The organism is Micromonospora sp. CMU55-4, from assembly GCF_011602315.1.
In the GTDB taxonomy this organism is placed as follows: Bacteria; Actinomycetota; Actinomycetes; order Mycobacteriales; family Micromonosporaceae; genus Micromonospora; species Micromonospora chalcea.
In genome coordinates this window covers 252566-270031 of sequence record NZ_JAAOLH010000002.1, presented here as the reverse complement: position 1 = coordinate 270031, position 17466 = coordinate 252566, and the positions used below count along the sequence as shown (strand labels likewise).

Here is a 17466-nt window from a genome sequence, read left to right as displayed (position 1 = left end):
CCGGCGCACCCCCGGTGGCCCCTTATCGTAGGGAAGCCCGCGACGCCGCTCGGCCCTGTCGTCGTTGGACCCACCCCGCCGGAGGTTAGTCATGCGGACCCGCCGCGATCAGGTCCAGGCGTACCGCTTCGTCACCCGCCGCATCGTCTCGGCGCTGCTGTCGGGCGACCCGGAGACCAACGACCTGCCGATGCGCCGCCTCGGCATGGCGGTGTTCGGCAGCGTGATCGCGGCCGCCGTGGTGCTCGGCGGGGTGGGCGCGTACGGGCAGCTCACCAGCAACTCGGCGCCGCTGGAGCCGAACACGCTGGTGATCGAGCGGGAGACCGGCGCGACGTACTACTTCGGCGAGGACCGGGTGCTGCGCCCGACGCTCAACTACGCCTCGGCGCGGCTGATCGTCAACGACGCGGCGGCGAAGCCCCGCACCATGTCCCAGGCGTCCATCAAGGACCGGCCGCGCGGCCGGCTGGTCGGCATCGTGGGCGCCCCCGACGACCTGCCGGACCGCAAGTCCCTGGTCGGGCTCCCCTGGTCGGTGTGCGACGTGCCCGACCCGAACGACACGCAGCGCTCCACCACGCACCTGGTGATCGACCGGACGCTGCCCGGCGGCACCGCGCTCACCGACCGGGCCGTCGTGGTGCGCACCGGCGACGCCCGCTACCTGCTCACCGGCGGCTCGCGGCTGCGTGTCGCCGGCGACGACCAGGCGCTGGTGGCGTTGAAGATGGCCGGCGTCACGAATCTCACCGTCGGGCAGCAGCTGCTGAACGCGGTGCCGGTGGGCCCGGTGCTGCGTAAGCCCACGATCGACGGGGACGGCGGCGCGAGCGGGCTCACGGTGGGCGGCCGGCCGGCCCGGATCGGCCAGGTCTACCAGGCGGCCGGCCAGTACTACGTGCTCACCCGGCAGGGCCTGGCCACGGTCCGGGAGGTGACCGCGCTGCTGCTGCTCGGCCGGGGTGGCGAGGTGGCGCAGATCACGCCGGACGAGGCGGGCCGGCTCCTCACCGACCAGCGGCTGGAGCCGGACGGCCTGCCCGCCCGGCTGCCGACGCCGCACGAGGTCCGCCCGGGGCGCACGGTGCTCTGCGCCACCTACCGGCCCGGCCCGCCCGGCCAGCCGCCGACCACCACGCTTGAGGTCTTCGACTCCCCGCCGGCCGAGCTGACCGAGGCGACCGCGATGCCGTCGCGGCAGGGCGGCCGGGACGCGGTACGCACCGCCGAGAACGTGCTGCTGCCCGGCGGCAAGGGCGTGCTGGCGCAGGCCACGGCCGGAGAGAGCGGCAAGCCGGCGGCCGGGTCGACGGTCTACCTGATCACCGCCCAGGGCATCCGCTTTCCGCTCGGCACCGCCGGGGGCGACGCGAAGAGCGCCCTCGGGTACGGCGACGTGACCCCGCTGGCCGTACCCGCCTCGCTGCTGGCGCTGGTGCCGACCGGCCCGACGCTGTCGCGCCAGGACGCGATGGCGTACTTCGATGCCTCGACCCCGGCGGCGCCCACCGCGACCCCCTCCACCGGCGGAGCCGCGGCCCAGGTCCAGGGCGGTTGACCGGCCCCGCCCGGGTCCGATGTGGATGGGGCCTGTCACGGGTCGCCCGGGTTGGCGCGTTTCGACTAACCTGAGTGCGGCGAAGGTTATCGACGATGACTACGGGGATGCAGCCATGACGGGGCGCACGACAGTAGACGTACTGTCCCTGGAGGACTTCCACCAGCGACTTGAGCGGCGCCTGGACGAGGCGGAGTCGGTGTTGCGCAAGCTGAACACCCAGATGCAGTGCCGCCCGCCCGCGCTCGGCACGTTCACCGACGCGACCGACAACGCACGTCGCTACTCCGAGACGCACCAGAGCTACGTCAACCACGTCGACCGGCTGCGCCGGGCGATCCTGGCCGCCCGCGAGGCGACCCACAAGATCATGACGAACTACAAGACCGCCGAGGCCCGCAACGCCGCCGCCGCGGCCGACATCGCCGCCGCCCTCTCGGGGCTGAACGAGGCGATGAAGCAGCCGAAGGAGGACCCGCGTGTCTGAGTACACCCGGCGCTACGAGCACGTCAGCCACGAGGAGCTCTACCAGGGCGTCAACGCCGGCGACCCGAAGCAGATCGAGGCGCTCAGCGCCCAGTGGACCTCCCTCAAGAGCACGCTCGACGACCTCGGCCGCGACCTCACCGCCGACCTGGAGGCGCTGTCCAAGAGCTGGACCGGCGACGCCGCGCGCGAGTTCACCAGGCGGCTGGACATGGTCGTGCGCTACTCCGGCAACCTCGCCGAGGGCATGACGGGCATCCGGCAGGGCCTCGACATGATGTCCAGCGAGCTGCGGGCCGCGCAGTCCAAGGCGGAGAGCCCGGAGAAGACCGACGACAACGACAAGCTGCTCTCCGGCGCCGGCAAGGGCTTCCTGCTCGGCGGCGCCCCCGGCGCGGTGATCGGCGGGATCGTCGGCCACCAGCAGGACAAGGCCGAGCAGGAGAAGGCGCACCAGCGGATGGTGCAGGTCGTGGCGAAGCTCGCCGAGGGCTACGACTTCTCGGCGTACGGCCGGATCGTCGTGCCGGACCCGCCCGAGGTCGAGCTGCCCGGCAACACCAGCAACGGCGACCCGACGCTGCAGAACGGCCCCTCGGTCAAGACGCCGTCGTCCGGCCCGAACCTGGGCAGTTTCGGCCCGGGAGCGAGCGCCACCGCCACCACGTCGGGCGTGCACCACACGGCGCCGACCAGCGGCACCCCCGGTGCGGGCGCCCCGGGCGCGGGCACACCGGGCGGCAACCCCGGCGCGGGCGCTCCGGGCTCGGTCACCACCGGCGGCACCGTCGACCCGGGCGGCACCTCGCTGGCCGGCGCCGGCCCGTTGACCGGCACCACCGGCGGCCCGACGATCGGCGGCGGCGCGGGCTTCGGCTCCGGCGGCGGCCCCGCCACGATGACGGCCGGCGGGGGCGGCGGCGGGCTCTACGGCGCCCCCGGCGTGCTCAGCACCGGGTCGCTCGCGGGCACCGGTCCCAACTCTGCGTCCTCGGCCCGGTTCGGCGGCGCGCCCGGCGCGGAGAACCGCGCGGCGGCCGGCACCGGCCGGCTCACCTCCGGTCGCGGCCTGGTGGTCGAGGCCGGGGGCAGGTCCGGCGAGCGGGCCGGCGGCACCGGGCGGCCCGCGATGGCCGGCCGTGGCGGCGTGCTCGGTGGTCGCGGCAGCCACGGCGACGACGAGTCCGACGGCCGGCTGACCTGGCTCACCGAGGACGAGATGGTCTGGGGCGACGGCGACGGCGCTCCGCCGCCGGTGCTCGGCGGCAACTGACAGCGGCATCGAGGCAGCGGTCCGTCCACAGCGACCCGTGGGACGGCTCACGTAACCAGCAAGATCTTTGAGCTGCGAAATCGTCCGCTGACCGATAGGTTGAATTGGTGCTGCCCGTAGCGTTCGCCCCGTCCACCTGGACGGCGACGCTGCGCCGGATCGCCCGCACGGCCGTGGCCGGCCTGGTGCTGATCGTCGGCCTCCAGGGCATCGCCGCCGCACCCGCCCATGCCGCCGTGACCGAGCAGTCCGTCGCGGTCACTGTCGCCTCCGCCGCCGCGCCGAGCGTGATCGCGTCTCCGGTTCCGGCCGAGGTCGGCCTGACGACGGTCGCGGCGGGCGGCACGACGGCCGACGGCGCGCCGCGGTCCACCTCCGGTCCCGCCGCCGACGCGGCCGGCACCGAATCCACAGCCGCCGGGCGGGTGCCCGGCGTCGAGGCCGTCGCCGTCGCCGACCCGGCTCGGGCAGCCATCGCCCGCCGCGGTCCGCCGCGCGCCTGACCGGGCCACCTTTCCGGTACGCCCCGGCGCGGCCACACCTGCCGCACCCGCGCGCCCTGCCGCGTCTCCGTAGCGAGACGCACCCCACCCGGATGACCGGGCCACAAACCGTTGTTCGTCAGTCGTTCCACCTTGAGGTGCTGGTGATGCAGACCGTCTTCTCCACCGTCCTGCCCGACGTCCCCGCTGCCGCCGTGATCTGGCTGGCTCTGCTCGCCGTGGCCGCCACAGTGGTCGCCGCCCTGATCGTCCGCCCGTCCCGGTTCCGCTCGGAGCTTGTCGACCGGATCAGTGACGCCGCCCGGCCGAGCAGCATCGATCAGGCCGAGCGGGCCCGCGTACAGGATCGGGAGCGGGACCGGTACGCCGACGAGGTGGCGGTGGCCGCCGCCCGCGCGGCGGCCACCGCCGAGCGGAGCCGGACGGAGTGGCTGACCGCCCAGGAGGAGGCCGAGGCGGCCTGGCAGGCGTACCAGGCGGCGGAGGACGACGTGCGGCGCCTGGCCGCCGCCGCGGCGCTGCCGCTGCCCCGGACCGCCCGGACCCCGGCCGAGTACGCGGACCGGGAGCGCTGGCTGCACCGGGCGGCGATGGACGCCCAGTGGCGCAACGAGATCACGGTGCGGCAGCTCAGCGACATCCTCGGCGGGAACGGCTGGGACCCGAGCCGGCACCCGGTGGAGCAGGAGCTGCTGCTGCGCCGGCTGGTTCGGGACAACCTCGCCGCCCGGCACCGGGCCGCCACGCAGCGGGAACAGGCCGCCTGGCAGGCCGCCGAGCGGGCCGCGGCGGCGGCGCAGAGCCTGCGCGACGAGGCGTTCGCGGCGCTGCACCCGGCCCCTGAGCCGCAGGCGGAGCTGTCCATCGTCGGGTTCGCCGGGCCGGAGACCACCCGGGAACTGCCGACCGGTTCGGCCGCCGTCGACATCACCCGCGAGCTGACCCCGGTTGCCCGGGGACGGGCGGCCGTGGCGGCCTGAGCGCCCCGGGCCACGACCCGGGGCGTCACGGCCACGACCCGCGGGCGGCATCGACCCGGCTCGGCTAGCGTGAGGGCGTGTCCCGTGAAGCCTGGGTGCTCGTCGTACTCGCCGCCGTCGTCGCGGCGGCCATGCTGGCCGGGGCGATCGTGCTCGCCGTCCGGCTGGTCCGCACCCGCCGCATGCTCGGCGCGCTCGGCGCCGGCGGCAAGGTCGCGTTCTACGGCGCGCTGATCTACACGATCCTGCCGGTGGACCTGCTGCCCGACCCGATCTACCTGGACGACATGGGCGTGCTGGCCGGCGCGCTGTTCTACCTGGGCCGGCTGGCCGTCAAGCATCGTGCCGCCCAGGTGGAACAGCGGGCCACCGGGAAGTCCCCGGCGCTGCCGCCCGGCGCGGCGCCCCGCCGATGAGACACGCGCACGAGGAGACGGCATGGCGGGACGGCACCGGTTGGATCCGCACGACGGGCGGGTGGCCCGCTTCTTCGCGGACCGGCATCTCGCCACGCTGACCACGCTGCGCGCCGACGGCACCCCGCACGTCGTACCGGTGGGGGTGACCTTCGACCCGGAGGCCGGCCTGGCCCGGGTGATCACCTCCGCGGGGTCGGCCAAGGCGCGGCACGTCGCCGCGGCCGGACCGGACGGCACTCCGGTGGCGGTCTGCCAGGTCGACGGCCGCTGGTGGCTGACCGTGGAGGGCCGGGCGGCGCTGCGCGGCGACCCGGCTTCGGTGGCCGAGGCCGAACGGCGGTACGCCGAGCGTTATCGCACCCCGCGTCCGAATCCGGAGCGGGTGGTCATCGAGATCGCGGTGACCCGGCTCCTGGGCAGCCTGCCCGACTGAGGCGCTCTGTCCGGTTTCGCGGTGGCCCCGGTCACGCCCGGAAATGAGGCCCGGAAGCAGGGCGGTTGAACTCTCCGTACGCCGAGCGCCACTCCTGGTGCCGCGTCTCCCGCACGGAGCCGTCGACCCCCGAATGGAGCCTCGACATGAACCCGATCATCCGCAAGTGCCTGCTCTCCGTCGCCGGTCTCGCCGCTGCCGGCGGTGCCGTCGCCGGCCCGGCCGCCGCCCACGCGGCCCCGGTCAAGGGCAAGGGTGACCGCACCGCCGACTACGAGTACCAGGCTCAGCCGAACTTCTTCTACTGTGGTCCCGCCTCGGCCCGCATCGCACTCTCGGCCGAGGGCAAGGACGTGAGCCAGGACGAGCTGGCCGCGAAGCTGGGCACCACCCAGAACGGCACCGACTCCGCCATCGACATCACCCGCGTGCTCAACGAGTACACCGGCGGCAAGTACCGGACCACCGAGATCCGCGACGACGTGGCCACCCCGGAGCAGGTGGCACGCCTGCGCGCGGACATCCGGACCGCCGTGGACGACGACCGGCCGGTGGTGGCGAACATCCTGGGCGGCGCCCGGGACATCGACGGGGTGGAGCACAGCTACCCCGGCCACTACCTGACCGTGGTGCGGTACGAGGGCGACGCCGACACCGTCCTCATCGCCGACCCCGCCCGGCCGGACACGCCGACGTACTGGATGGACGTGACCGAGCTGGCCAACTGGATCGCCGGACGCGGCTACAGCTCCTGACCCCGACGCCACGGCGGCCACGCTCCCTGAGGGGGCGTGGCCGCCGTCGTGTCCGGCGCCGGTGCGGGTGTACGGGGTCAGCGCCCGGTGTCACCCTCGCCGGTCCGCTGCTGCGCCATGTCGACGCCCTTGTCGATCTGGGCGTCGTACTTGCCGCCGGTGCGCTTGTCGGCCGCGTCACCCGCCTTCTCGATGCCCTGGTCGACCTGCTTGTCATGCTTGTCGGCGAAGTCCTTGGCCTTGTCCATGAAGTCGCTCATGTCGGATCTCCCTTCGATACGTTGGAAGCCTTCCCTGGGGCTGGGGGCACAAACACCGGGTGGGCGATTCCCGCCGGGGTGTCGGATCGACGTGCGTCGGGTACCAACGGCCACGATCGAGGAGGCGACGTGGACGCTGATGGATCCGAGCCGACGCGGCCGGCACCGACGACCGGCCCCCGGCAGACCTGGGCGGGGCTGCCCTGGCCGGTACGGACCGCTGTCACCTGGAGCGCCTGTCTCCTCGTGGTGACGGCCGGGTTGTGGCTGCTGGGGCAGATCGCGGTGCTGCTCGCGCCGCTGGCGGTGGCGCTGGCCGGCACGCTCTTCCTCACCGCGCTGCTCGATCCGGTCCTGGTACGCCTGCGCCGGCTGCGGGTGCCGGCCGGGCTCGCCGCGCTGCTCACCGTCCTGCTGTTGCTCGGCATCCTGGGTGGTGCCGGCGTCCTGGTCTGGAATCTCACCGCGAGCCAGTTCGGCGAGCTGAGCCAGCAACTCGACGAGGGGCTGCAACGCACCCGCGACTTCGTCACCTCCAGCCTGCCGGTCACCGATCAGCAGCTCGACCGGCTGGTGGAGCAGATCCGGCAGGGCCTGAGCAGCGGGACGCCCGATCCGGTGGCCGGGGCGCGCAAGGCAGCCGAGGTGGCCGGCGCGATCCTGCTCGCGCTGGTGCTGCTGTTCTTCCTGCTCAAGGACGGCCGTTCGATGTGGCACTGGGTGTTGCGCCGGCTGACCGGTCCGCGCCGGGAGCTGACCGCCGAGGCGGGCCGTGCCGGCTGGCGCACGCTCGGCGCGTACAGCCGGGGCACGATGATCATCGCGGCCATCGACGCCATCGGCATCGGACTGGCGCTTGTCGTGTTGCGGGTCCCGCTGGCCCTGCCGCTCGCCCTGATCACGTTCCTCGGCGGCTTCGTGCCGATCATCGGTGCCACGGTGGCCGGCGCGGTGGCGGTGCTTGTCGCGCTCGCCGCGAACGGTCCCACCACGGCTCTGCTCACGCTCGCCGCGGTGATCGCCGTGCAGCAGATCGAGGGCAACCTGCTGGAGCCACTGGTGATGCGGCGGCAGGTGCAACTGCATCCGGCGGTCATCCTGGTGGTGGTCACCGCCGGCACGCTGGTCGCCGGGGTGGCCGGCGCGTTCGTGTCGGTGCCGATCGCGGCGGTGCTCTGGCGGGTGCTGGACACCGTGCAGCGGCACCGCGCCGAAACCGGCCGCGCCGCCGGGCCGGACCCGGCCGTCGAAGCCGCGGGCTGACGGGCTGCCCGCTCAGGCGGGGTGCGGCTGGCGCAGGTGGGTGGTGAACCAGGTACCTGCCTGGTCGGCCACCTGCTCCAGCGTGCCGGGCTCCTCGAACAGGTGGGTGGCGCCGGGCACGATCCGCAGCTCCGCCACCTCGCCGAGCGCGTCCCGGGCCTGCTCGTTGAGCACGATCACCTGCTCGTCCAGGCCGCCGACGAGCAGCAGCGTCGGTGCGCGTACCGCGGTCAGTGAGCTTCCGGCCAGGTCGGGCCGGCCGCCCCGGGAGACCACCGCGGCCACCCGGTCCGGCCGGGCCGCCGCGGCGACCAGGGCGGCGGCGGCGCCGGTGCTGGCGCCGAACAGCCCGATCGGGAGCCGCCCCAGCTCCGGGTCGGCGCCCATCCAGTCGACGATTCCGGCCAGGCGCTCGGCCAGCATCCCGATGTCGAAGCGCAGTTCGGCGGTGACCTCGTCCCGCGCCTCCTCGTCGGCGGTCAGCAGGTCGACCAGCACGGTGGCCAGCCCACGGTCGTTGAGCGCGCGTCCGACGGCCGTGTTGCGCGGGCTGTGCCGCGAGCTGCCGCTCCCGTGCGCGAACAGCACCACCCCACCGGCCCCGCCGGGCACGCTGACATCCCCGGCGAGCCCTCCGTCGACAACAGGCACCGAAACCTCACGCATATCCCTCCACCCCCCGCCCACCCGATACCCCCCAACCGCACGATCATGAAGTCGACGGCCCAGAAAGCGCTTCCCCACGCCGTCAACTTCATGATCGACGGGGAGGCCGCGCGTGCGGGGTTGCGTTGACGTCGGCGGCAAGGTTTAGCGTCGATTCACAGGCAGGGACGGGGACGGGGGCGGCGGATGCGGATCGGGGAGTTGGCGCGGCGGGCCGGTACGAGCACCCGCACCCTGCGCTACTACGAGACCCACGGCCTGGTCCGGCCGGGCCGGTCCGCCAACGGGTACCGGGTCTACGACGAGGCGGAACTGCGCGTCGTCCGCGAGATCCGCTCCCTGCTGGCGATCGGTTTCGGCCTGGACGACATCCGCCCGTTCGTCGCCTGCCTGCGCGCCGGGAACGACTCCGGTGACGTCTGCCCCGATTCGGTGGCGGTGCTGCGGCGCAAGCTCGCCGAGGTGGACGACTACCTCGACCGGCTCGGCGACGTCCGCCGCCGCCTGCACGACCAGCTCGCCCACGCGATCGCCCAACGGGAGGAAACATGCCTCAGGACACGGGGACCGGCCGGCTGACCCCGGTCACCGACGACACCTTCGCGGCCACCGTGCTGGCCGCCGACCGGCCCGTGGTGGTCGACTTCTGGGCCGAGTGGTGCCCGCCGTGCCGGGTGGTGTCGAAGCACCTGGCCGAGCTGGCCGAGGAGTTCGGCGACGCGCTGCGCTTCGTCACCCTCAACACCGACGAGAACCCGGCCACCACCCGCGCCCACCGGATCATGTCCGCGCCGACCATGCTGGTGTTCCGGGACGGCGAGGTGGTCGGCTCGATCGTCGGCTCCCGCCCCAAGGACCACCTGCGGCGCAGCTTCGCCCGCCACCTGGACGGTTGAGCCGCCGCCGGGCGGGAACGCGCGGGGTGACCACGGACCCCGACGGATCGCGAGGATCGTCATGGCGAAACAGGACAGGTCCCGGGAACAGGATCTCACCGACCAGGAGCGCCGCAAGCGGGAGCTTGAGGGCTCGCCGGACTGGGCCGACCGCGCCTCGACGGCGCGGACATCCGACGATCCGCGGGCCACGGCGCCGCGCGACGCCGGCGGGCGCCCGTCCAACGGCCGCCAGTTCTGAGGGTACGCGTACCGAGCGGTCCCGCCTCTTTCGGGCGGGACCGCTACATGCGTTCCGGCAGGTGCATCAGCGGCGCGCGGCCCTGCGGCTGCTCCGGCTGCGGCTCGGTCGGGTGCTCGGGCGGGATCGGCACGGTGACCGGCTGCGCCGAGGTGACCCGCAGCGGCTCGCCGTGGTGCCGCAGCTCCACCACCGTGTCCGGGCCGCCGTTGCGCAGCGAGTACGTGGTCTGGTGCGGCCGCACGTCGACGCGCAGTCGCATCCCGCGCCACTGGAGCGAGAACTCCAGTCGGCTGAGGCGGCTGGAGAGCCGGGGCGCGAAGGAGAGCGTCCCGTCGTGGTCCCGCAGGCCGCCGAATCCGGCGACGAGCGCGATCCAGGCGCCGGCCAGGGACGCCATGTGCACGCCGTCGCGGGTGTTCTCGTTCAGGTCGTGCAAATCCATCAGCGCGGCCTCGCGCAGGTAGCGGTGGGCCAGTTCGAGGAAGCCGACCTCGGCCGCGAGCACCGCCTGGGTGCAGGCGCTCAACGACGAGTCGCGTACGGTGCGCCGCTCGTAGTAGACGAAGTTGCGCAGTTTCTCGGCGGCGCTGAACGCGTCGCCCCGCCAGTGCATGGCCAACACCAGGTCGGCCTGCTTGACGACCTGCTTGCGGTAGAGGTCGAAGTACGGGTAGTGCAGCAGCAGCGGGTACTTCTCCGGTGGCGTGTGCTCGAAGTCCCACTCCTGGAACCGGGTGAACCCCTCGACCTGCTCGTGCACCTCGGTCTCGGCGTCGTACGGGACGTGCATGTCGTTCGCGGCGTCCCGCCACGCGGCGGCTTCCTCCTCGGTGACGCCGAGGTCGAGGGCCTGGTCCCGGTAGCGCATCGCGCAGTCCGCGGCGGTACGCAGGTTCCGCTGCGCCATCAGGTTGGTGTAGACGTTGTCGTTCTTCACGGCTGTGTACTCGTCGGGGCCGGTCACGCCGTCGATGTGGAACTGCCCGGCCCGGTCGTGGTGGCCGAGGGATCGCCACAGCCGGGCGGTCTCGACAAGCAGTTCCAGTCCGATCTCGCGTTCCAGTGTCTCGTCGCCGGTGACCAGCACGTAGCGGCGCAGCGCGTCGGCGACGTCGGCGGCGATGTGGAACGCGGCGGTTCCGGCCGGCCAGTACGCCGACGACTCGGGTCCTTCGATGGTGCGCCACGGGAAGGCGGCGCCTTCGAGGTTCAGCGTGCGGGCCCGCTCCTGGGCCTGGGCGAGCGTGGCGTGCCGCCACTGCAGCGCGTCGCGAACCGCGCCGGGCTGGGTGTACGTGAGCACCGGCAGCACGAACATCTCGGTGTCCCAGAACGCGTGGCCGTCGTACCCGGGGCCGGTGAGGCCCTTGGCGGAGATCGGCCGCCGTTCCCCGCGGGCGCCGGCCTGGAGCACGTGGAAGAGGCCGAAGCGGACGGCCTGCTGGACCTCCGGGTCGCCTTCGACGCGCACGTCGGCGGCGTCCCAGAACGCGTCGAGGTATTCCCGCTGCGCCCGGCGCAGCCCGTCCCAGCCGTCGAGCCGGGCCGCGGCGAGCGCCGCGCCGACCTGGTCGCGCAGCGCCGGCAGCGACCGGCGGCTGGACCAGCCGTACGTGAGGTACTTGATCACGTGCAGCTTCTCGCCGGGCTTGAGCACGCAGCCGATGGTGGTGCGGACCCAGTCCTCGTACCCTTCGCTCTCGATCGTGGTGCGTTCGGGGCCGTGCACGTCGTGGCCCATGGCGGCGGCGACCCGCAGGCCGCTGACCTTGGTCCGGTGGATGAGCAGGCCGCCGTCGTCGGTGGTGAGTTCCTCCTCGGCCTGCAGCGGTGACTCCAGTACGGCGGCCACCCGGGGGTCGCGGCTCTGCGGCGGCAGCGTCTCGTTGGCGACCAGCTCGGACTGGAGGATCAGCCGCAGCGGCCCGTCGACCGGCTCCACCTCGTAGTGGATGGCGGCGACCGAGCGCTGGGTGAACGACACCAGCCGGGTGGTGCGGACCTTGACCTCGCGCCCGGCCGGGGAACGCCAGTGCAGGTCGCGTTGGAGCGTTCCGGCGCGCATGTCGAGGACCCGCTCGTGGGCGAGCACCTCGCCGTAGCGGACGTCGAGCGGTTCGTCGTCCACGAGCAGCCGGATCAGTTTGCCGTTGGTGACGTTGACGATGGTCTGCCCGGACTCGGGGAAGCCGAAGCCGGCTTCCGCGTACGGCAGCGGGCGCAGTTCGTAGAAGGAGTTCAGGTACGTGCCGGGCAGGCCGTGCGGCTCACCCTCGTCGAGGTTGCCGCGCAGCCCGATGTGCCCGTTGGAGAGCGCGAACACCGACTCGGACTGGGCCAGCACGTCCATGTCGAGGCGTACCTCCCGGACATGCCAGGGCTCGACCGGATACGCCCGTTCCCGGATCACGCGGCCGGCTCCGCCGCGAGCAGTTCGGCGAGGTCGGTGACCACCACGTCGGCGCCGTGCGCCAGCAGCTCGTCGGCCTGGCCGACCCGGTCGACGCCGATCACGTACCCGAATCCGCCGGCCCGTCCGGCGGCCACGCCGGCGAGGGCGTCCTCGAAGACGGCGGCCTGCGCCGGTTCGACGCCGAGCAGCCGCGCGCCTTCCAGGAACGTGTCCGGGGCCGGTTTGCCGCGCAGCCCGTTCGCGCGGGCGACCACGCCGTCGACCCGCGCCTCCAGCCAGTGGTCCAGCCCAGCGGCGTGCACCACGGCGGCGCAGTTGGCGCTGGCCGAGACGACCGCCCGCCGCAGCCCGGCCGCGGTGGCGGCCTCCAGGTAGCGAACCGAACCTTCGTACGCCTCGACGCCGTGCTGCTCGATCCGCTGGAGCAGGACGACGTTCTTGCGGTTGCCGAGGCCGTTGACCGTGTCCGCCTCGGGTGGGTCGTCGGGTGAGCCCTCGGGCAGGGTGATGCCGCGCGAGGCCAGGAATGTGCGCACCCCGTCGGCGCGCGGTCTGCCGTCCACGTAACGGTTGTAGTCCGGTCCGGGGTCGAACGGTTGGAACGGCTCGCCGGTTTCGACGGACCGTCGCCGCAGGTAGGCGTCGAACGTCTCCGCCCAGGCGGCGTTGTGCACCTTGGCGGTCTGCGTCAGCACACCGTCCAGATCGAAGAGACACGCGCTCACGTGCGCGGGGAGGCCCAGCATCGCTTGAATCTATCCGGCGCTCGCCCCGGGCAAACCCGTTCAGGGCTCAGCGGTTCGGGCGCAGCGTCCAGATCACGGTGAGCGAGGAGGTGAGCGTGCCGTCCTCGGTGCGGACCTCCACCTCGACCGGGAACTCGGGCCGTCGCCCGGCGTCCAGCTCGGCCAGCACCTCGGCGGGGACACCGCCGAGCCGCGCCGTCGCCAGCACCGGCCCCACCGCCACCTTGAGGTAGCGGATGGTCGCGGTCACGGCCAGGGGTACGGCCCGGTCGAGCACCTGCCCGAACGCGGCCAGGACAACCGCGCCCGAGGCGCTCTCCCCCAGCGTGAACATGGCTCCGGCGTGCGGGCCGCCCACGTGGTTGTGGTGCGCCGGGTCGTCGGGGAGCCGGACCACGGCCCGGACCCCGCCCTCGGCCTCGGGCGCCACCTCGACGAACTCGATCCCGAGCGTGCGGGCGAACGGCACGGCGTCGAGGAGACCGGCCGCGACCTGGCGAGAGTCGATGCTCATGCCCGAACGCTACTCGCCGGTAACTTCCCCGGCAAGACACCGGAACACGTTGGCCGAATGTCACTAAATAAGTGACATCCACGTCGCCTGACGCTAGCCTTGTCTCTTATTAAGAGACATTGGGACATGAGATGATCTACGCCACCCCAGAACTCAACGATCGCGACGAGACCGTCCTGGCCGAGGTGCATGACATGCGCCGCATGCTCGCCGATGTCCTGCGCACTCCTCGCCGGTGGACCGGCGGCCTCCGGCGCACGATGTTGGCCCGCGCGATTCTCGGCTCCAACAGCATCGAGGGCTACGTGGTCGCCGAGGACGACGCCGCCGCCGCGCTGGACGGCGAGGAGCCGCTGAGCGCCGACGACCGGACCTTCGCCGAGATCCGGGGCTATCGGCAGGCTCTGGGATACGTGCTGCAAACCGCCGGGGATCCGCACTTCCGGTTCGACACGTCGGTGATCCGCAGCATGCACTACATGATGCTCTCGCACGATCTGGGCAAGAGCCCGGGGCAATATCGCAAGGGCCCGATCTACGTCCACGATGAGCGAACCGATGAGCGGGTGTACGAGGGCGCGGACGCCGACCACGTGCCTCACCTCATGGAGGAGCTAACCGAAGATCTACGGTCGGATGTCACCGCCTCTCCGCTCGTCAAAGCAGCCATGGCGCATCTGAACCTGGTGATGATCCATCCGTTCCGTGATGGCAACGGGCGAATGGCACGCGCCCTTCAGACGTTGGTGCTCTCCCGACGCGCGATCGTCGAGCCTGCTTTCTCCAGCATCGAGGAATGGCTGGGCAGCAACACCGAGGACTACTACCGGGTGTTGGCGGTTACCGGACGTGGCCGCTGGAACCCCGAAGGTTCGGCGCACCTCTGGATGTCGTTCAACCTGCGCGCCCATCACATGCAGGCGCAGACCGTCGCTCGCCGCTTCGAGGAGGCGTCCGGCATCTGGTCGGAGTTGGACGCGATCGTTGCCGAGAACAGGCTCCCTGAGCGGGTGACCGATCTCCTCTACGAGGCAGTCCTGGGCTATCGCATCCGTCGCTCCGGGTACGTCAAACTTGCCGATGTCGAGGACAGGACCGCATCTCGGGATCTGGCCAGCCTTGTCGAGCAGGGCCTTCTGGAAGCACGAGGTGAGCGGCGGGGCAGGCATTACGTCGCCGGCCCCACGCTGGTGACGGTGCGGGAAAGAGTCCATGCTCAGCGCAAACCGATCAGCGACCCCTATCCGGCCATGCCGGTCGTTCTCGCAACCGAGGCTGCCAATACGACCGGCTCAGGTGAACGCTTGTAACCACGGCTTATTTCACGGCGCTGTCGCGGCGTTTCGGCGGCTGTCGACTCCGGGTAGCGAATGGCCCATGAACCGCGATCTCGCGCGCGGGCTGACGGTGGCGTGGGCGCTCCCGGAGTTCCGCGACGGGCTGCGTCACCTCGTCGACCTCGACGAGGTGACAGTGCTGCTGGCCGCACTGTCCCTTCCGGACCGCGACCGCGAGGTCGAGCGCAGCGCGCTGGGCCTGCTGCGGTCCGGGCTCGACAGCACCGAGGTCCGGGAGGCGGTGTTGCTGCTGCTGGAGCGGGACACCGTACGCCGGCCGCTCGTCGCCGCGGCGGTGGAGCCGCTCGCCGACCGTCCCGGCCTGGTCACCGCCGTCACGTCCGCGGCCGAGGACCCCCGGGTACGCCACGAGGTAAGGGCGATGCTGGACAGCCCCGGCGTCCGCGAGCTGATCTGGCGGGCGGCCGACGACCAGGTGAGCGACAACCGGTTCGGGCTGGTCCGCCGGGCGGCGGTGCTGTTCGTCCGGCACCCGAGCGCGCGGCGACTGGCGTGGGCGCTCCGCCGGCACGGCGTGCTCCGCGAACTGCGCCGCAAGGCGTGATCCGGAGCCGCATCACCTGATCGGGCCGGTCAGCTCCGCACAGCGGGGCCGGCCCTCGACAGCTCGGCCGTCACTCGTAGCCCATGGCGGGGATGATCTCGCCCAGTTCCCGCTCGACGTACGCGCGGGTGCCGGCGTCGAACTGGTCGTCGCGGTGCGCGAGCCTACCCGCCTGGAACGTCGACGCGGTGACGGCGTCCTCGACGCCGAGCCGTGCGAACAGGACGCGCCGCTGCCCGGCCCAGTCGGCCGCCAGGTCTTCCGCCTTCACCTCGACGTACCGCCGGGTCGTCAGGTCGGCGGCGTTCCTCCAGGCCAGCCATCGTTGATAGACCGGCACGAGGTAGGCCAGCGCCCCGTCGACGGTGGACGGCGCCCACGGCTGGGCCAGGTGGGAGGCGAGCACCGAGACCGGGTGCCGTGTGATGTGCACGATCGTCGCCTCGGGAAACAGCTCCCAGAGGAAGTCCATGGCGAAGAGGTTGAACGGCGTCTTCTCGCACCACGTCGGCTTGCCCGCGTCGGCCGCCGCGCCGCCGAACAGCGTCTCGACCAGGCCGCGCAGGACGGCGATCAGCTCGGCCCGGTCGCGGAAGTACCTCGGCACGACCCGTCGTCGGCCCGTCGGCCCGAACGGCCCGGTGGGCCGGTCGCCGTCGCCGAAGCCCGCCGCGGGCGCGGGCTCCTCGAAGGCGTCCGCGATCAACAGCGGCCAGAGCTGGTGTACGGCGTCCCGGTAGCGCCGTTCGCCGACCAGCTCGGGCACGGTCTTGCCACGATCGTCACGCCGTCCGGGGACCCGTACGGTCAGGAAGTCGCTGAGCCGCTGCAGGGCGTCCTCGCCGACGATGGGGTCGTACCGTTCGGTGAGCGCGTCGGCCAGGTCCCGCAGGCCGCCGGGTTCGACGATGAACTTGGTTTCCATCGGGATCCGGTGGATCAGCGGGTGCTGGCCGATGACGTCGGCGATCCGCGAGGTGCCCGAACGACCTGTGCCCGCGACGAAGACCGGTGAGGGGGACGGCATGGGCGGCAGTGAAACTCCCGGCCGGGCGCAGGGGCAATCCATTTATCCCCGCCGCGAGCTGATCGGCCTCCTGGCCGACGCGGTCGGGTCCGTCACCGTGCCGCACCCGACCCGGGTCGCGGTCGACGGGCCGCCCGCCGCCGGCAAGACCACGATCGCCGACGAGCTGGCCGCCGTCCTGCGCGCCCGGGGCCGGTACGTCATCCGCGCGACGGTGGACGACTTCCTCTTCCCCCGCGCCCGGCGTTACCGGCGAGGCGAGTTCTCGGCCGAGGGCTGCTACATCGACACCCACGATCACGGGTCGCTGAACCGGGTGCTGCTCGATCCGCTCGGCCCGGGCGGAGATCGACGCTTCCGGCCGACGGTCTACGACCACGCCACCGACGCGGTTCTGTCCCCGCCGCCCACGACCGCTCCCGCCGACGCCGTGCTGGTCTTCGACGGCGTCTTCCTGCTGCGCCCGGAACTGGTCGACCGGTGGGAGCTGCGCGTCTTCGTGTCCACCGCGCTCGACAAGACGGTGGACCGTGCCGTGATCCGCGAGAGCCGCGTGTCGACGAGAGCCGACGTCGAGCGGCGCTGGCACGAGCGTTACCTTCCCGCCCAGCGGCTCTACTTCGCCACTGCCCGCCCGGCCGAACACGCCGACGTCGTCGTGCACAACGACGACCCCGGGCGGCCGATGTGGGAGATCCGGGCGGGCGGGGATGGCAGGCTGGCAGCCATGGACAGGAATCGGGTGGCCGCCTGGATCGCGGCGTACGAGCAGGCGTGGCGTACACCGGGCACTGCGGCGCTCGGCACGATGTTCACGCCCGACGCGACCTACCAGCAGGGGCCGTACCGGGATCCGGTGGTTGGCCTGCCCGCCATCGTCCGCATGTGGGACAGCGAACGCGACGGACCCGACGAGGTCTTCCAGATGACCTCGGAGGTCGTCGCGGTCGACGGCGACACCGCTGTGGCCCGGGTGCAGGTCCGGTACGGCGACCCCGTCCACCAGGAGTGGCGCGACCTCTGGATCATGCGGTTCGCCGAGGACGGCCGCTGCCAGTCGTTCGAGGAGTGGCCGTTCGCGCCGGAACGGCGGACCACCGCCGCCGGGTGACGACGGCGGTCGC

21 protein-coding genes and 1 pseudogene are annotated in these 17466 nt (G+C 72.7%); 16 read left to right on the top strand and 6 right to left on the bottom strand.

Going from position 1 to position 17466, the window contains the following annotated elements:
• Positions 1–91: 91 nt before the first annotated feature.
• The 8 genes from eccB to HA073_RS04455 all read left to right on the top strand — a co-directional run bounded on the left by eccB (position 92) and on the right by HA073_RS04455 (position 6411).
• On the top strand, positions 92–1561 hold the full coding sequence (gene eccB / locus HA073_RS04490) for a type VII secretion protein EccB (RefSeq protein WP_166455750.1): 1470 nt from the start codon (positions 92–94) through the stop codon (positions 1559–1561).
• A gap of 115 nt (positions 1562–1676) precedes the next feature.
• Entirely contained in the window at positions 1677–2048 is a 372-nt protein-coding gene (locus tag HA073_RS04485; protein WP_030503518.1) for a hypothetical protein, read from the top strand.
• Positions 2041–3321, top strand: coding sequence for a WXG100 family type VII secretion target (locus HA073_RS04480; RefSeq protein ID WP_166455749.1), 1281 nt, complete (start codon positions 2041–2043; stop codon positions 3319–3321). Before HA073_RS04485 ends, HA073_RS04480 begins: the two co-directional genes overlap by 8 nt.
• Before the next feature lie 107 nt (positions 3322–3428).
• Positions 3429–3824 (top strand): hypothetical protein, encoded by a 396-nt coding sequence (locus HA073_RS04475; protein WP_064448612.1) that lies wholly within the window; start codon positions 3429–3431, stop codon positions 3822–3824.
• A 146-nt stretch (positions 3825–3970) separates the two neighbouring features.
• Positions 3971–4804 carry a hypothetical protein gene (locus HA073_RS04470; RefSeq protein ID WP_064448627.1) on the top strand — a complete coding sequence of 278 codons (834 nt, stop codon included), beginning with the start codon at positions 3971–3973 and terminating at the stop codon, positions 4802–4804.
• Positions 4805–4881: 77 nt separating this feature from the next.
• Positions 4882–5220: a YkvA family protein gene (locus HA073_RS04465; RefSeq protein WP_166455748.1), complete on the top strand. Its 339-nt coding sequence runs from the start codon at positions 4882–4884 to the stop codon at positions 5218–5220.
• Positions 5221–5242: 22 nt separating this feature from the next.
• Entirely contained in the window at positions 5243–5656 is a 414-nt protein-coding gene (locus HA073_RS04460; protein ID WP_104115880.1) for a pyridoxamine 5'-phosphate oxidase family protein, read from the top strand.
• A 146-nt stretch (positions 5657–5802) separates the two neighbouring features.
• A complete protein-coding gene (locus tag HA073_RS04455) occupies positions 5803–6411 on the top strand; it encodes a C39 family peptidase (RefSeq protein ID WP_064448614.1) in 609 nt (202 codons plus the stop codon).
• 77 nt (positions 6412–6488) lie between these two features.
• Here HA073_RS04455 and HA073_RS04450 read toward each other — a convergent pair whose 3' ends face one another.
• Positions 6489–6671, bottom strand: coding sequence for an antitoxin (locus HA073_RS04450; protein WP_043327099.1), 183 nt, complete (start codon positions 6669–6671; stop codon positions 6489–6491).
• Positions 6672–6800: 129 nt separating this feature from the next.
• Here HA073_RS04450 and HA073_RS04445 point away from each other — a divergent pair, with 129 nt between their 5' ends.
• Entirely contained in the window at positions 6801–7934 is a 1134-nt protein-coding gene (locus HA073_RS04445) for an AI-2E family transporter (protein WP_064448615.1), read from the top strand.
• Between the two features lie 12 nt (positions 7935–7946).
• On the opposite strand, the gene HA073_RS04440 is transcribed toward HA073_RS04445, so the two are convergent.
• Positions 7947–8600: a dienelactone hydrolase family protein gene (locus HA073_RS04440; protein WP_166455747.1), complete on the bottom strand. Its 654-nt coding sequence runs from the start codon at positions 8598–8600 to the stop codon at positions 7947–7949.
• A 186-nt stretch (positions 8601–8786) separates the two neighbouring features.
• Between HA073_RS04440 and HA073_RS04435 the strand changes: the two genes are divergently transcribed.
• The 3 genes from HA073_RS04435 (at position 8787) to HA073_RS04425 (ending at position 9737) form a co-directional block, all read left to right on the top strand.
• Complete coding sequence (locus tag HA073_RS04435) at positions 8787–9179, top strand: MerR family transcriptional regulator (RefSeq protein WP_030503529.1); 393 nt, start codon at positions 8787–8789, stop codon at positions 9177–9179.
• Positions 9149–9496, top strand: coding sequence for a co-chaperone YbbN (locus HA073_RS04430; protein ID WP_043327107.1), 348 nt, complete (start codon positions 9149–9151; stop codon positions 9494–9496). The genes HA073_RS04435 and HA073_RS04430 overlap by 31 nt, the downstream gene beginning before the upstream one ends.
• Before the next feature lie 61 nt (positions 9497–9557).
• Positions 9558–9737, top strand: coding sequence for a hypothetical protein (locus HA073_RS04425; protein WP_166455746.1), 180 nt, complete (start codon positions 9558–9560; stop codon positions 9735–9737).
• A 43-nt stretch (positions 9738–9780) separates the two neighbouring features.
• On the opposite strand, the gene HA073_RS04420 is transcribed toward HA073_RS04425, so the two are convergent.
• Genes HA073_RS04420 through HA073_RS04410 form a run of 3 tightly spaced genes read right to left on the bottom strand, consistent with a single transcriptional unit; the run spans position 9781 to position 13413 of the window.
• Positions 9781–12150, bottom strand: coding sequence for a glycoside hydrolase family 65 protein (locus HA073_RS04420; protein WP_043327109.1), 2370 nt, complete (start codon positions 12148–12150; stop codon positions 9781–9783).
• Entirely contained in the window at positions 12147–12899 is a 753-nt protein-coding gene (locus tag HA073_RS04415) for an HAD family phosphatase (protein WP_104115972.1), read from the bottom strand. The genes HA073_RS04420 and HA073_RS04415 overlap by 4 nt, the downstream gene beginning before the upstream one ends.
• Before the next feature lie 46 nt (positions 12900–12945).
• Positions 12946–13413, bottom strand: coding sequence for a DUF4442 domain-containing protein (locus HA073_RS04410; protein WP_030503534.1), 468 nt, complete (start codon positions 13411–13413; stop codon positions 12946–12948).
• 131 nt (positions 13414–13544) lie between these two features.
• On the opposite strand from HA073_RS04410, the gene HA073_RS04405 reads away from it, so the two are divergent.
• Both HA073_RS04405 and HA073_RS04400 read left to right on the top strand, forming a co-directional pair.
• Positions 13545–14723 (top strand): Fic family protein, encoded by a 1179-nt coding sequence (locus HA073_RS04405; protein ID WP_240925513.1) that lies wholly within the window; start codon positions 13545–13547, stop codon positions 14721–14723.
• Between the two features lie 67 nt (positions 14724–14790).
• Positions 14791–15315: a hypothetical protein gene (locus HA073_RS04400; RefSeq protein ID WP_069087827.1), complete on the top strand. Its 525-nt coding sequence runs from the start codon at positions 14791–14793 to the stop codon at positions 15313–15315.
• A 70-nt stretch (positions 15316–15385) separates the two neighbouring features.
• On the opposite strand, the gene HA073_RS04395 is transcribed toward HA073_RS04400, so the two are convergent.
• Complete coding sequence (locus HA073_RS04395) at positions 15386–16342, bottom strand: sulfotransferase (protein WP_240925512.1); 957 nt, start codon at positions 16340–16342, stop codon at positions 15386–15388.
• Between HA073_RS04395 and HA073_RS30480 the strand changes: the two are divergent.
• Positions 16341–17045 (top strand): annotated as a pseudogene (locus tag HA073_RS30480) (hypothetical protein); the annotation flags it as partial. The gene HA073_RS04395 and the pseudogene HA073_RS30480 overlap by 2 nt on opposite strands.
• On the top strand, positions 17028–17453 hold the full coding sequence (locus tag HA073_RS30475; RefSeq protein WP_307849668.1) for a nuclear transport factor 2 family protein: 426 nt from the start codon (positions 17028–17030) through the stop codon (positions 17451–17453). The pseudogene HA073_RS30480 and the gene HA073_RS30475, both read left to right, overlap by 18 nt.
• The last annotated feature ends 13 nt before the right edge of the window (positions 17454–17466 follow it).

What these genes read in the sequence shown, in the direction of transcription:
- HA073_RS04410 (WP_030503534.1), bottom strand. Translation starts at nt 13,413, where the DNA reads ATGAGCATCGACTCTCGCCAGGTCGCGGCCGGTCTCCTCGACGCCGTG.
- eccB (WP_166455750.1), top strand. Translation starts at nt 92, where the DNA reads ATGCGGACCCGCCGCGATCAGGTCCAGGCGTACCGCTTCGTCACCCGC.
- HA073_RS30475 (WP_307849668.1), top strand. Translation starts at nt 17,028, where the DNA reads ATGTGGGAGATCCGGGCGGGCGGGGATGGCAGGCTGGCAGCCATGGAC.
- HA073_RS04425 (WP_166455746.1), top strand. Translation starts at nt 9,558, where the DNA reads ATGGCGAAACAGGACAGGTCCCGGGAACAGGATCTCACCGACCAGGAG.
- HA073_RS04455 (WP_064448614.1), top strand. Translation starts at nt 5,803, where the DNA reads ATGAACCCGATCATCCGCAAGTGCCTGCTCTCCGTCGCCGGTCTCGCC.
- HA073_RS04470 (WP_064448627.1), top strand. Translation starts at nt 3,971, where the DNA reads ATGCAGACCGTCTTCTCCACCGTCCTGCCCGACGTCCCCGCTGCCGCC.
- HA073_RS04460 (WP_104115880.1), top strand. Translation starts at nt 5,243, where the DNA reads ATGGCGGGACGGCACCGGTTGGATCCGCACGACGGGCGGGTGGCCCGC.
- HA073_RS04450 (WP_043327099.1), bottom strand. Translation starts at nt 6,671, where the DNA reads ATGAGCGACTTCATGGACAAGGCCAAGGACTTCGCCGACAAGCATGAC.
- HA073_RS04430 (WP_043327107.1), top strand. Translation starts at nt 9,149, where the DNA reads ATGCCTCAGGACACGGGGACCGGCCGGCTGACCCCGGTCACCGACGAC.
- HA073_RS04400 (WP_069087827.1), top strand. Translation starts at nt 14,791, where the DNA reads ATGAACCGCGATCTCGCGCGCGGGCTGACGGTGGCGTGGGCGCTCCCG.
- HA073_RS04415 (WP_104115972.1), bottom strand. Translation starts at nt 12,899, where the DNA reads ATGCTGGGCCTCCCCGCGCACGTGAGCGCGTGTCTCTTCGATCTGGAC.
- HA073_RS04405 (WP_240925513.1), top strand. Translation starts at nt 13,545, where the DNA reads ATGATCTACGCCACCCCAGAACTCAACGATCGCGACGAGACCGTCCTG.
- HA073_RS04435 (WP_030503529.1), top strand. Translation starts at nt 8,787, where the DNA reads ATGCGGATCGGGGAGTTGGCGCGGCGGGCCGGTACGAGCACCCGCACC.
- HA073_RS04440 (WP_166455747.1), bottom strand. Translation starts at nt 8,600, where the DNA reads ATGCGTGAGGTTTCGGTGCCTGTTGTCGACGGAGGGCTCGCCGGGGAT.
- HA073_RS04485 (WP_030503518.1), top strand. Translation starts at nt 1,677, where the DNA reads ATGACGGGGCGCACGACAGTAGACGTACTGTCCCTGGAGGACTTCCAC.
- HA073_RS04395 (WP_240925512.1), bottom strand. Translation starts at nt 16,342, where the DNA reads ATGCCGTCCCCCTCACCGGTCTTCGTCGCGGGCACAGGTCGTTCGGGC.